This window comes from Fusobacterium sp. IOR10, from assembly GCF_010367435.1.
Classification (GTDB): domain Bacteria; phylum Fusobacteriota; class Fusobacteriia; order Fusobacteriales; family Fusobacteriaceae; genus Fusobacterium_B.
The window spans coordinates 1-14044 of record NZ_WJWY01000035.1 but is presented as its reverse complement, the minus strand read 5'-3'; the positions used below and the strand labels follow the sequence as shown (position 1 = coordinate 14044).

Sequence of the window (14044 nt, the reverse complement as noted above, 5' to 3'; positions counted from 1 at the left end):
TTAACATTTGTAATTTAGTATTCTTCACCTTAGATCTAATAAGTCTTAACCTTTCCCAAGGATCCTCATTTAAAAATCTAATACATGAATCAAATGTTGCTCCTCCCCAAACTTCCATTGAATAATAGCCAGCTTGGTCCATTTTTTCAATTATGGGCATTATTTCTGCAGTTGTCAGTCTTGTAGCTATAAGAGATTGAGAACCATCCCTTAAAGCAGTTTCTGTAATTTTTAATCTTGCCATATTCCCTCCTTAACTATGAAGTAATTATTTTTAAATTTCCTTTATATAGAATTTCTTTTCTACCATTTTTTTTCAAAAGAACTAAACCACCATTTTTATTAACCTTTTCAACTATTCCAACAATAGTCCTATCTCTATATTTAACCTCTACTTTTTCATTAATTATATTTAAATATTTGGAATATTCACTAATCATTTCTTTTCTATTTAATATGTAATTTTCTTTACAATTTATTTTTTCAAATTCATTTATTATTGAACAAATTAATTCTCTTCTATTAACTTCTTTTCCTAATATAATTTTTAAGGAAGATACTTCCTTTGAAATATAATTTGGAAAATCACTATTATTTGCATTAAGACCAATTCCAACTATTACGTTTTCTATTTTACTAGTTTCATATTCAACATTACATTCTGTTAATATTCCACCTATTCTTTTTCCTTTTAAATATATTTCATTCCAATTTGTTTCAGGACTTATTCCTACAACTTTTTCTATACTTTTCATTATTGCTAAAACTGTTCCTAAAGATAATAATTTTAAAGAATCTGAATATATATTTTTTTTAAGAACTATTGACATATAGATTCCACTTTCCTTTGGAGAATAAAATTTACTTTCTAACTTCCCTCTTCCTTTGGACTGCTCATCTGCTATTATTATATCCCCATGTTTCAAGTTTTCTATTTCTCTTTTAGCGTAAGAATTTGTTGAGTCTATTTTTTCAAAACAATATATCTTTTTCCCAATTTCTTCACAATTTATGTTCTTTTTTATTTCATATTCTGAAATACTATCATCTTCCATAAGGGAATAGCCTTTATTATTAACTCCATTTATATGGTATCCTTTTCTTTTTAAAGATTGAATTCCTTTCCAAATAGCTGTTCTACTAACACCTATCTCTTTTCTTAAAAATTCCCCAGAAATGTATTCACCCTTTTGTTTTCTTAAAATATCCAAAATTTTATATTTAGTCATTATTACTCCTTAAATTAAAATTTTCCCTTATCATCTATTATTCTAAAAAACTTTTAAATTCCCTTTAAATACTTGAACTTTTTCATAAGTATACACTAATATACTTAGTTTTTCAATAAAAATTATAAATAAAAAAACCATTCACTAATGAATGGTTCTAATTTCTTTAATGGAGGCGACGGCCAGATTCGAACTGGCGGTGGAGATTTTGCAGACCTCTGCCTTACCACTTGGCGACATCGCCATCTCTATTAAATTGAATGGTGGCCAGAGGCGGAATCGAACCACCGACACGGGGATTTTCAGTCCCCTGCTCTACCGACTGAGCTATCTGGCCAAATGTATGGCGGGAGCGACGAGAATCGAACTCGCGACCCCCAACGTGACAGGCTGGTGCTCTAACCAAACTGAGCTACGCCCCCAACTTTTTTTTAATTAATGGTGGTCACAACAGGACTTGAACCTGTGACCCCCTGCTTGTAAGGCAGGTGCTCTCCCAACTGAGCTATGCGACCCACATAAAATAGTATACTAAAAAAACCATTTTTTTGCAAGTATTTTTTTGATATTTCTTTTAAAAATATCAACTTGTTTTTAATTTTTTTAATATTTACAATATTTTATACAAAAGGAGTTGCTTAATAATTTAAACAACTCCTTTTTTTGAATTTATTTTATAGATATATTTTATTACTTTTTTCAATATATTTTTTCTTATTTTCTATGTCCTCTCTGAAAAATACCTTATAGGCTTTATATGTTTCATAAACATCAAGCTTAGAAGAAATTTCAAATGGAGAATGCATTCCAAGTAAAGCTGGTCCTATATCTATTGTACTTATTCCTTTTTGAGATAAATATTTAGCAACTGTACCTCCTCCACCTTCATCTACCTTTCCAAGAGTTCCTGTTTGCCATTTAATATTGTTTTTATTTAACATTCCTCTAATTTCCCCAACATATTCTGCATCAGAGTCATTTGTACTATATTTTCCCCCTGATCCTGTGTACTTCATAATAACTACCCCATAATTTAATTTAGGAGCATTTTGCTCATCATGGACACCTTTAAAAATTGGATCTATACCTGCAGTAACATCTGAAGATAGGGCTCTTGAATTCCAAAAAGTTTTCTTTAAATATAGTTCTGAGTAACTTTGTTTTATTTTTGAGATTAAATCTGAAGTGAAGTATTCTAAATATTCACTTTGAAGCCCTGTAGACCCATCAGAACCTGTTTCTTCTTTGTCAGCTAGGAAACAAACGCTGGTTTTTCTAGGGACTTCTTTAATATCTAATATAGCCTTTAAAGAAGCGTAAGCACAAATTCTATCATCTTGACCATAGGCTCCTATCATTGATCTATCTATTCCTATATCCCTTGCTCTTTGACTAGGAACTAATTCCAACTCTGCAGAAATAAAATCTTCCTCTTCCATTCCATAAATTTTATTAAGTCTTTCTAGTATAGAATACTTAACCAAATCTTTTATTTCCTTATCTTTTACCATAGCTGGCATTGAACCTACTATTATTTGTAATTCTTCACCTTTTATAACTTCCCTAGCTTTTCTATCCCCTTGGATTATTCTATCTAAATGAGGTAAAATATCTGGAACTGTAAAAACTGGGTCCCCTTCATGTTCCCCTATTGATATTTTTACTTTTTCTCCATTTCCAAGCACTACTATACCGTGTAAGGCCAATGGAATTGCAGTCCATTGATATTTTTTTATTCCCCCATAATACTGAGTCTTCATATAGGCTAAATCAAACTCTTCATAAAGAGGATTTTGCTTTAAATCTAATCTTGGAGAATCAATGTGGGATACTACATAGTTTATACCATGTAATATTTCTTCTTCACCTATAATGGCTAAAGCTATATTTTTGTTTCTATTAATATAGTAAACTTTATCCCCTGGAGTTAGAATTTCTTTATATCTTGCATCTACAAATCCACATTCCTTTGCTAATTCTTCAGCTAGATCTACAAATTCCCTTTCAGTTTTACCTAAGTCTAAAACTTTTTTGTACTCTTCTCCCATTGCAAATATTTTTTCAAATTTTTCAGGAGAAACACTTTCCCATCCATTAGTTTTTTTATACAACATGCTATCACCCTTACTTTATTTATTTTTTTAATCTTTCATTTAAAATTTTAGCTTCCTTTTCAAATCCTGGTTTCCCAAGTAAAGCAAACATATTTTTCTTATAAGCTTCAACTCCTGGTTGATTAAATGGATTAACACCTAATGTATATCCACTTACTCCACAAGCTTTTTCAAAGAAATAGAATAAATACCCTAAACTAAATGCATCAAATTTTGGAATACATATTCTTATGTTAGGTACACCTCCATCTATATGTGCAAGTTGTGTTCCCTCCTTTGCCTTTTCATTTACAAAGTTCATTCCCTTACCTGCAAGATAGTTTAATCCATCTAAATCAGCTTTATCAAATGGAATTTCAACATCTTCTTCTTTTTCTTCCACATCTAATAATGTTTCAAATAATATTCTTTCTCCATCTTGAATATATTGACCCATTGAGTGTAAATCAGTACTTAAATCAACTGCAGCTGGGAATATTCCCTTCCCATCTTTTCCCTCTGATTCTCCAAATAATTGTTTCCACCATTCACCTATATAATGAAGTTTTGGTTCATAGTTTATCATAAGTTCTATTAATTTACCTTTTCTATATAAAATATTTCTAACTGCTGCATATTTATAACAGTCATTTTCTTTAAAATCTTTTTTATAATCCTCTTGAGCTTCCTTGGCACCATCCATTAATTCTTTAATATTAACTCCTGAAGCTGCAATTGGAAGTAATCCAACTGGAGTAAGAACTGAGAATCTTCCTCCAACATTATCAGGTATAACAAAGGATTCATATCCCTCTTCCAAAGCTAATTTTTTCAAAGCACCTTTAGATGAATCTGTAGTTGCAAAAATTCTTTCCTTTGAACCTTGAATACCATATTTCTTTTCTAACATATTTTTAAATATTCTGAAAGCTATTGCAGGCTCTGTGGTAGTTCCAGATTTTGAAATAACATTTACTGAAAAATCTCTGTCCCCCACAATTTCAATTAAATGTTTTAAGTAAGCTGCTGAAATACTATTTCCAGCAAAATAAATTTCTGGAGCTTTTCTTTCTTCCTTGGAAAGTTTATTATAAAAAGTGTGATTTAACATATCAATGGCAGCTCTTGCTCCTAAATAAGAACCTCCAATTCCAATTATAATTAAAACATCAGAATTACTTTTTATTTTATCAGCAGCTTTTTCTATTCTAGCAAACTCTTCTTTGTCATAATTTGTTGGTAAATCCATCCAACCTAAAAAGCTGTTTCCTTCTCCAGTTCCATCAGAAAGAACTTTAGAAGCACTTGTAATTTCTGACTCCATAGCCATTATTTCTTCCTCAGCAACATAATCTAATATTTTTGATAAGTCCAATTTTAATTTATTCATTCCTCTCTCCTTGTTATAAAATTTTAAAATCCTTTAATCTAAGTTTAATTCCCGTTCTATTATTTTTAATCTTTTCTCCATAGTATCCAATTTAACTTTATTGATTTCCATTTGTTTTGTTAGATTTTTAATATTAATTTGAACATCATTTAATTTCTTTTCAAATGAAATTCTGTCAAATCCTGTTTTATTAAGTTCTTCAGAAAAATCTCCAATAATACTAGTTAAAATATCTAGTTCTTTTTGATCAGCTTTTTCTAGATTAATTTTATTTAATGCCTTTGATAAATCATAAGCAAACTCATATCTAGTTAGTGAATTATCACCTTTAAAGTCAAATGTATTTTCCTCTATCACCCCTAATTTTATTAAATTCTCAACAGATTCATATGCCCAATGATCCTTTGGAATATCTTTAAATTTACTTTGTGAAAAAGATATTGTAAATATAATTAAAAAAATACTTATAACTGTTGCTCTTCTCATACACTTCTCCTAATATACTATTTTAAACTTCCCTTTCATATGAATTATACCACAACTTTCTAGAAAATACATATTTCAAAATAAAAAAAAGAGGGTTCCTTTTATTAATATAAAAGAACCCTCAACACTTATTAATTGTTTTCCAAAGAAGTTTTTCTAACCTTTAATAAAACCTTTATTCCTTCAAACAATAACATAAATGCAAGTACAAAAATAAATATAATCATAAGAGATTGAATCCCATGTATGGATATTTTCCCTTTTCCTTCTTTAAAAATTAACATATTATTCCAAAAAGACATAACCAAAGAAGTCATAGTTGCAAAGACCATAAATACCATTGGAATGATAACCATTCTATTATCTCTTCCTGTTTTAGCTAACCAAACTCCAACAGCTAAAAAGCATGGAACTGCTATTAATTGATTACAAGCTCCAAATATTGGCCATACATTTTTATATCCTGCAATACATAATACACCACCACAGATAACAGTGATTAAAGTTGCCATATAAGAATTTGTCAAAACACTTTCTCTTTTTTCTATTTTTCTTTTCTCAGATACAAATATCTCTTGAAAAACTACTCTTGCAAGCCTTGCTCCTGTATCTAAAGAAGTAATGGCAAATGCTGAAAATGATAAAGAAATAACTGTATAAGATATCTTCATTGCATTTTCCCCTAAACCTAAATTTTTAAATGTTCCTGCAATGGCCCCTGCATAAACAACAAATGGATTCCCTTTAGGCATGTGACCATCTTTAAATAATATTGCCACTGCAATTAACGCAATTATTGCTAAACAACATTCAATTAGCATTGCTCCGTACCCAACTAATTTAGCATCCTTTTCATTATCAAGCTGTTTTGATGAACTTCCTGATCCAACTAAACTATGAAATCCAGAAATAGCACCACAAGCAACTGTAATAAATAAATAAGGGAAAATTGTCTGACCATTAAATGGATTTTTAAATCCTGTAAAAGCTGGCAATGTAATAGTTGGGTTTGTAAATAAAATTCCAACTGCTGAAGCTATAATTACAAAATATAATAAAAAGCTATTTAGATAATCCCTTGGTTGTAATAAAATCCAAACTGGGGAAACTGATGCTACAAAAATATAAACTAACACAAATCCACGCCAAAAATTCTTACTCATATGAATTGGAAAATTAATCCCTATTCCAATACACACAATTAATAAAATAATTCCTGCAACTGAAGATAATCCTAAATTAGCATTTCTCCTATAAACAAAGAATCCAAATAAAATAGCCAAAGGAATAAACAAAAGAGAAGCTGTTGCAACAGTTCCATTTGTAAATGTACTAGCTACAATATCAGTGAATGCAGCTATAACCAATAACAATACTAACCAAACAAAAATACTAAATAACATTTTACATTTATGCCCTAGGTAATGCTCAATTATTTCTCCTAAGGATTTTCCCTCATGCTTTACAGAAATAACTATTGAAGAATAATCTTGAACTCCTCCAAAAAATATTCCCCCAAGTACAATCCATAAAAATACTGGAACCCAACCAAAAACTGCAGCTTGAATTGGTCCAACAATAGGTCCTGCCCCTGCAATTGATGCAAAATGATGTCCTAATAAAATTGGAGATTTTGTAGGAACAAAGTCCCCTTGTCCATTTTTAACATGAGCTGGAGTAGGATTTTTAGGATCAATTCCCAATTTTTTCCCCAACCAAGAACCATAAGTAACATAGGCTATTAAAAAAATAACAATAGCTCCACCTAACATTGTAATACCATTCATAAATTTCCCCCTTAATATTTTAATATTTAAAATTGTTAATTAAAGTTTTTTATATAAATATTTTTCAATTCTTTCCCAGCTCCATTTGTATAAACTTTCTTATTTTTTAAGTCAACTGCCACAACCCTTGTACACATATAGCCTCTAAATGAAAATAAATAGTTTTTTTCCTCTTTAAATTTTTGTATTTCTTTAACTGTTTCCCTAGGAATTTCCCTAGAACTTATAAAAACAAAAGTAATATAAGTGTACATATGATTTTTAGGAGGATATTTTTCCCCTCTTCTAACTAATTTAGGCTCTATTATCTTTTTTATAACATCCCTATTAATTTTTATTTTTTCCCTAGATAAATTATCTGTATTTATAAAAAAAACATGCTCTGAATTATTAACTTCCCAAAGATTAATATCCTTTAGAAAAACATATTTTTCAGATTTTGATGTAAAATACCCATAGTTTGAAAAAAGTGTTTCTCCTATTTTAAAATTTTCTTGTAAGTCAAAATTGTTTTTATATTTTTCTAATATTTTTTTAGTGTAGTTAGATCTTTCCATAAATTTCCCCCTAATAATACAAAAGACAGTCCTAGATTTCTAAGACTGCCTCACAAAATATTTTTCAATTATAATTTATTAAAAAGTATATGACTATACACTTTCCCTGTATAAATTTTTATATAAAAGATTAAATATATTTTCAAAACTACTTAGAATTCTATTTATAATATTAGACAGCACGACTATATTTTGTATCAGTATGCTTATTATTATAAATATCACCACTAGTAGTAATCCCATATATCTTCTCCTCTGTTTTTTATTGACATAATAATATCAACTTCTAATGTTAAAGTCAAGAAAAATTATATTTTAAAAATATTTTTCTCCTATGAAGTATTTTTATTGTATCACTTAGATTTAGGGCGTAGTTATCCTGTAAAAAATTAATAAGTTTTTTTATAATTATTTTTGGGCCCACTTTCCCACTGAAAAAACCACCACTAAATTTTAGTGGTCTATATAATTTACTTTTTTGTACAGTAGTGGTTTTTATAGTAGTTCTTATAATAGTTTTTATAATAGATATTATAACAGGTATTGGTTGGACAAAATGGGGTGTTCCATTGGACATTTTGTCCAAATGCATTGGACAATTTGGGCTATTCCATTGGACATTTTGTCCCCTTCCATTGGACAATTTTGCTTCATCCATTGGACATTTTGTCTTAGGGTATTTAATCTCTTTATAGCTTTCAACAGTTAAAGCATAAATTTCATTTATTCTTTCATCAATAATAGTATACCATTTTGTTCTGTCACAAGTTGATCTATTAAAATTTCCAGATTTAATAATATTTAATTTTTCCAACTTCATTAATGTTCTTTGAATTTTCTTTAGATTAATATATGGAAATAATTGGCTAAAGGATTTAAGGCTGTTATATACCCAGTATCTCCCTTGCACAAAATTTTTGTTCTCATCCCTATTATGTTTTATCCAAAAGGCAATATTTTCTATAAGTAAAGCTGCTTCTATTCCATATTTTTCTGCCACTTCCACATTAAAACTATGATTCATACTACCCTCCTTATCAACACATTTAAATTTTATTTACCCTTATATTTTAAACTTTTTTTATAAAAAAATCAAGAATACCAATTGTATATATATAAATTTTTTACAAAACGTGAAAAAGAGAGAACCTAGGTCCTCCCTTTTTCTATTCTATATTCAGGTTTTATTATTTTAATTCAAATTAGAATTTGTAAGTCCATCCTATACAGAATTCTCCATAATAATCATCATCAGCATCAGATGTTGCACCATCATGACCATCATATTTATTAAAGTCATATCTATAATATCCATCTATTGTTAAATCATCAGTCATAGCATATGCTGCTTTTAATATACCTATATGTCTATTATTTTCTTGCCAACCTGTAGTTCCATCATCATTTTTTGCTGTTCCATCGTATTCTTTGTTGTTTCTAAATTGATATCTATATTCAGCTGATAAAGCTAATTTGTCAGCAGTATATAAAGGAGCGTATAATCTTATTTGGTGATTAGTCCAAGACTCTAAATCTCCATTTGAAGTAGATCCAGCAGTAATTCCTGCTTCTAAATAATAACCTACTGTAACTGGCCCATAAGCTACTTTAACTGGCATCATTTCGAAATACCATTGATCTGCAACACCATTTTGACCATTTTCATTGTATGCTTCATAACCTGCGTCAATCCATCCTGAGAACATATCATAAGAATATTTTGTTCTTAGTAAGTATCTATCCTTATTTTCTTCTCCTCTCCATTTGAATCCTAGAGAGTAGTCTCCCATATCTTTCCAAGCAGATAATTCTAATCTATGCCCATCAGATTGCATCCCATCATCTGTATCAGTTTCCCAATCTTTTCTTGCCATTAACCCAAATGACCAGTCATCTCCATAAGCAAAGTTAACTGAGTTTCCTAGCATTACAACTCCAACGTCTCCATTAGAAGCTCCTGAATCATTATCTATTTCTATAAATTGACCTACTGAAGTTACTGTAAGCATTGGTGCTGCTGCAACTTCTGCTACTGGCATAACTTCTTTTGCGTATGCTGCTGATGCGATTGTTACTGCTGCTAATAAAAGTGTTAATTTTTTCATAATAAAATTCCTCCTCGAATGATTTTTATTTGTCAGCAAACTTTCTCAAGGTTTGCCGCTAAATTGTTTATACCTTATTTTTTTTAATTTGTAAAGGATTTTTTCAAAAAATTTTAAATTGTTTTATTTTAATATATAATTCATTGCTTTTTCCTGTTTTAGAACTGTTTTATTTTTACGGTTTTGGGACTTTTATACTTTTTTGGAAATTTATTTTTAAACTTATTTCCTAAAACTTAAGTCTAATATTTCCCTACAAATTATATTTCAGAATAATTTATATTATCTTACAGTATTATGATTTAATTTGCAAGGAAATATTAATAATTATATAAAGTATTTATAAAATAATTTTATTTTCTCAGGAATATGAGTTTCCCCTTGAAATTAGATCTTAATATTCAACTATAAAGTTTTGTCCTTACTTAACTTATATTATCATAAATTTTTTTAAATTTTATAATAATACATATTAAATAAATTAAAATCAATAAAAATGAAATAAAATTATAGATAATTTCTATCTTATTCACAGGCTTTCTATTATATTATTTTTTTATTTATAGATTCATCTAATAATTTTTTTATTGATAAAGTATATATTATATGAACTACAATTATCCCTTAAATTTTCATTGGAAAAAGACCAAAATTTTATACATATATCTTATTTTTGTTACCATTTCCTGGTATAGCACTTTCATCTTTACGGGGAAAGCTCCAAATTCATATTAAATATGTTTTTAACTCTTTCCTAATATCTCCACAAAAATCCTTTTTGGTGCTATACTATCTATATAATCTTATCTTTATCATTTGGGAGGGCTATATGATTGACAAAATAAACTCGCACTTCAAACATTTTGATACAATGTATGCTAATAGGTATAAATATCGCCAGAAATGGATATTAGAGCATTCACAAGAGGAATTAGAGAACATTATAGAAGAGCTTAAGGAAGACGGCCTTTGTTCAGAGAAAAAAATCCTTTTGGAACTTAAAGTTGGAAAGTATATTTGTGGATTTTTTGACAAAATATCTTTATTACTAAATATTTTTGAATTGGTAATTTCTGTAGCCATTGTTTTTCTAGCTTCTAACCTTTTAAAAAATTTAAGCAGCCATATTCAATCTAAATCCTTTAATTTTTATTTTATAATTTTATTCTTCCTAGTGAAGGCTATTATAGACAGAACTTTTATAAAAAAAATATTTGATGAATTTAATTGGAAGGTTTTTAAATTTTCATACATTCATATGAAAAAATTTATAACTAAAAATATTTTACACATAACAGTAAAAAAGGAGTCCTAGGACTCCTTTTTTATAGAATGCTATTTAATTTATATCCCTTTAAACTTTTAATTGCTTGGCTTAAAAATTCTTCAACATTTTCCATATGTTTTGTTACACTTTCAGATCCAGGGCCTCCAAGTGTAGTTCTTTTTTCAACACAGTATTTTATTGATATTTTTTCATATATATCCTTTTGAAATAATTTTGAAAATTTATGAAATTCTTCCATTGAGAAATCATCAAGGGCCTTTTTATTATCTATACCGTATGAAACCATCGCCCCTGTTAATTTATATGCATCTCTAAAACTCATTTCCTTTTCTGTTAAGTAATCTGCAACATCTGTTGCATTTATATACCCATGTTTACAAGCATTATACATCTTGTCCTTGTTTACAGTCATTGTTTTTACCATTCCATTAAAAACTGTAAAACATCCTTTAACAGAGTCAACAACATCGAAAAAAGCTTCTTTATCCTCTTGCATATCTTTATTGTATGCTAGGGGTAATCCCTTCATTGTAGTAAAAAATCCTGTCATATCTCCTATAACTCTTCCACTTTTCCCTCTAATTAATTCTGCTGCATCTGGATTTTTTTTCTGTGGCATAATACTACTACCTGTTGAAAAAGCATCACTTAATTCTATATATCCATAGTCATTTGAACAGTAAGTTATTATTTCCTCAGAAAATCTTGATAAGTGAACCATAATTATTGATAAATCACTCATTATTTCAAGTAAATAATCCCTATCACTAACTCCATCCATACTATTCCAAGTTGGATTGGAAAAGCCTAATATTTCACTAGTATAATTTCTATCTAGAGGATAAGTTGTCCCTGCTAAAGCTGCAGATCCAAGGGGAGATGTATTCATTAATTTAAAAGAATTTTCCAATCTTTCATAATCCCTTCTAAACATTTCCACATAGGCTAACACATAGTGAGAAAAACTAATTGGTTGAGCCTTTTGAAGATGAGTGAATCCTGGCATGTAAGTATGTTTATTATTTTTTGCAAAGTCCATTAGTATTTCAATTAGTTCCACAGTATAAGACTGTATTTTTTTCACTTCATCCTTTGCAAAAAGTTTCATATCAAGAGCAACTTGATCATTTCTACTTCTTCCAGTATGAAGTTTTTTTCCTAAATCCCCTATTTTGTCTATAAGGATTTTTTCCACATTCATATGAATATCTTCATACTCTATTGAAAATTCAATCTTTCCTTGATCCATTTCCTCTAAAATCTCTCTCAATGTTTCCTCGATTTTTTTAGATTCATCCATTTTTATAATATTTTGCTTTCCTAGGCCTCTAACATGAGCTATGCTCCCCATAATATCATATCTATATAGTCTCTTATCAAATTTTATTGATGAGTGAAAATCTAAAATTAAATCATCTGCTTTTTCCTTAAATCTACCTGAAAAATATTGCATAATACCCCCTAATCTTTAGTTTTAATTTTTATTAAAAGAATTACTATAAATTGTACACCTATTGCTATTAATATTGAAGAGCTTATAGGAACAAATCCATTTATTCCAAAGAACACTATAGCTATTATAGCATTTACAATGGCATAATTCATCTGTGTTTTAACATGATCTATATGTTCACAACCTGCTCCAGCAGAAGCTAGTATTGTTGTATCAGATATAGGTGAAACATGATCTCCAAATAATCCCCCTGATAAAACTGCTCCAATTGTAGCATAAAGAGGTGCCCCTGTTGCAACTGCCATTGGAACAACTATTGGTATAAGTATACTAAACGTACCCCATGAACTTCCTGTGGCAAAGGAAACTATACATCCTAAAATAAATGTTATAATTGGAATATAACCTGCATTTAAATTTATATCCTTTATGAACCCAACAATATAATCTGCTGATCCTAAATGTTTATTAATTGTTCCTAAAGTCCAAGCTAAAATTAAAATTATTGCAATTTCTGTCATTTTACACATACCATTTAAATAAATCTTAAATATTTCTTTAAATTTTTTAGTTTTATTAATTAACATTAGCATCATTAATACAACTGCTGCATATAAATATCCACTACTTAAAGCTGCTCTAAATTCGCTTCCTGAAACTTTAGTTGTTAAAAATTTTATTCCTAACATTCCAAATAGTGTGAATAATAAAACTAAAATAGGTAACCATACAAATATTGGCTTTGCATTTTCCACATAATATTTTGATTTTGCTCCCTCTTCATTTTCCTCAGCTAAATATTTTTCAGATGACTCATGATCAAATTTTTTCATAAGTCCAAAATCAAAACCAAGTAAAGTTATCATAGGAATCATAGTTATAGCTAAAATTGGATAAGCATTATATGGTATTGCCTTAATAAAACTTTGGTAATCAGATAACTCTAATCCTAAATTTTTAAATTCTTTTTGTAATAATCCAATAACGAAAACTCCCCAACCAATAAATGGAACTAGAACTGCAACTGGAGAAGCAGTGGAATCTAATATATAGGCTAACTTTTCTTTTGAAACCTTTAATTTTCTAAAAAATGGTGCAAATATTGGTCCAACAATAAGGGGAGTCCCTAAATCTGAAAAGAATATCATTATCCCTGTAAAATATGCTGCCATTTGAACCTTTTTCTTTGAATCTATATAATGCCCAACTGCTTGAGCAAAGGCATATGCCCCACCTGATGCCATCATAAGTTCAATAAATCCACCTATGAATACCATTAAAACAATTACCCCTGCATTATAACTATCTGTTAGTTGGGGAACAAAAAATCCCTTAATTAATATTTTAGTTGATAGCAAAGGGTTGTAACTATTTAACATTAAAACTCCTAAAAAAACACTTGAAAACAAAGAAACTATTACATTCTTAGTTTTTATTGCCATTGCAACTGCCACAATAATTGGTATTATTGATAAAAAACCATAACTCTCCATAAAACTGTTACCTCCATTTTTATTTTTCTAATATAAAAAGGGTCTATAATATTTGGTGTTGGTATTTGTAAAAATACTAATGCCTTTATTTTTTGCAAAAAAAAATTGAGACAAATAAAAAAATCCGTTACAATTAAGTTGCGACACCAAAAGAAAGGATGTG

11 protein-coding genes, 4 tRNA genes and 1 pseudogene are annotated in these 14044 nt (G+C 28.9%); 1 reads left to right on the top strand and 15 read right to left on the bottom strand.

What is annotated here, in order from left to right; translation table 11 throughout:
- The 13 genes and pseudogenes from GIL12_RS08820 to GIL12_RS08760 form a co-directional block, all read right to left on the bottom strand.
- Positions 1 to 244, bottom strand: a pseudogene (locus tag GIL12_RS08820) (oxaloacetate decarboxylase subunit alpha); the annotation flags it as partial.
- 13 nt (positions 245 to 257) lie between these two features.
- Entirely contained in the window at positions 258 to 1229 is a 972-nt protein-coding gene (locus tag GIL12_RS08815) for a biotin--[acetyl-CoA-carboxylase] ligase (protein WP_163470115.1), read from the bottom strand.
- 170 nt (positions 1230 to 1399) lie between these two features.
- Positions 1400 to 1473 (bottom strand) — tRNA-Cys (locus tag GIL12_RS08810).
- A 17-nt stretch (positions 1474 to 1490) separates the two neighbouring features.
- A tRNA-Phe gene (locus GIL12_RS08805) sits at positions 1491 to 1566 on the bottom strand.
- Positions 1567 to 1573: 7 nt separating this feature from the next.
- Positions 1574 to 1651 (bottom strand) — tRNA-Asp (locus GIL12_RS08800).
- A 17-nt stretch (positions 1652 to 1668) separates the two neighbouring features.
- Positions 1669 to 1744: transfer RNA gene (locus GIL12_RS08795), tRNA-Val, on the bottom strand.
- Positions 1745 to 1903: 159 nt separating this feature from the next.
- Complete coding sequence (locus tag GIL12_RS08790; RefSeq protein ID WP_163470114.1) at positions 1904 to 3343, bottom strand: aminopeptidase; 1440 nt, start codon at positions 3341 to 3343, stop codon at positions 1904 to 1906.
- Between the two features lie 19 nt (positions 3344 to 3362).
- Positions 3363 to 4712, bottom strand: coding sequence for a glucose-6-phosphate isomerase (locus tag GIL12_RS08785; RefSeq protein ID WP_163470113.1), 1350 nt, complete (start codon positions 4710 to 4712; stop codon positions 3363 to 3365).
- Between the two features lie 33 nt (positions 4713 to 4745).
- The gene (locus GIL12_RS08780) at positions 4746 to 5198 is read right to left on the bottom strand and encodes an S-layer homology domain-containing protein (RefSeq protein WP_163470112.1); all 453 of its coding nucleotides are present in this window, start codon (positions 5196 to 5198) and stop codon (positions 4746 to 4748) included.
- A 131-nt stretch (positions 5199 to 5329) separates the two neighbouring features.
- Complete coding sequence (locus GIL12_RS08775) at positions 5330 to 6985, bottom strand: carbon starvation protein A (protein WP_163470111.1); 1656 nt, start codon at positions 6983 to 6985, stop codon at positions 5330 to 5332.
- A gap of 35 nt (positions 6986 to 7020) precedes the next feature.
- Positions 7021 to 7542 carry a hypothetical protein gene (locus GIL12_RS08770; protein ID WP_163470110.1) on the bottom strand — a complete coding sequence of 174 codons (522 nt, stop codon included), beginning with the start codon at positions 7540 to 7542 and terminating at the stop codon, positions 7021 to 7023.
- Positions 7543 to 7840: 298 nt separating this feature from the next.
- On the bottom strand, positions 7841 to 8566 hold the full coding sequence (locus GIL12_RS08765; protein ID WP_163470109.1) for a hypothetical protein: 726 nt from the start codon (positions 8564 to 8566) through the stop codon (positions 7841 to 7843).
- A gap of 178 nt (positions 8567 to 8744) precedes the next feature.
- On the bottom strand, positions 8745 to 9647 hold the full coding sequence (locus tag GIL12_RS08760) for a hypothetical protein (RefSeq protein ID WP_163470108.1): 903 nt from the start codon (positions 9645 to 9647) through the stop codon (positions 8745 to 8747).
- An 829-nt stretch (positions 9648 to 10476) separates the two neighbouring features.
- Here GIL12_RS08760 and GIL12_RS08755 point away from each other — a divergent pair.
- A complete protein-coding gene (locus tag GIL12_RS08755; RefSeq protein WP_163470107.1) occupies positions 10477 to 10962 on the top strand; it encodes a hypothetical protein in 486 nt (161 codons plus the stop codon).
- Positions 10963 to 10972: 10 nt separating this feature from the next.
- On the opposite strand, the gene argH is transcribed toward GIL12_RS08755, so the two are convergent.
- Together argH and GIL12_RS08745 are read right to left on the bottom strand one after the other, a co-directional pair.
- Positions 10973 to 12388, bottom strand: a complete 1416-nt coding sequence (argH, locus tag GIL12_RS08750; protein ID WP_163470106.1) for an argininosuccinate lyase — start codon at positions 12386 to 12388, stop codon at positions 10973 to 10975.
- Positions 12389 to 12396: 8 nt separating this feature from the next.
- Positions 12397 to 13881, bottom strand: a complete 1485-nt coding sequence (locus GIL12_RS08745; protein WP_163470105.1) for a Na+/H+ antiporter NhaC family protein — start codon at positions 13879 to 13881, stop codon at positions 12397 to 12399.
- Positions 13882 to 14044 lie beyond the last annotated feature (163 nt).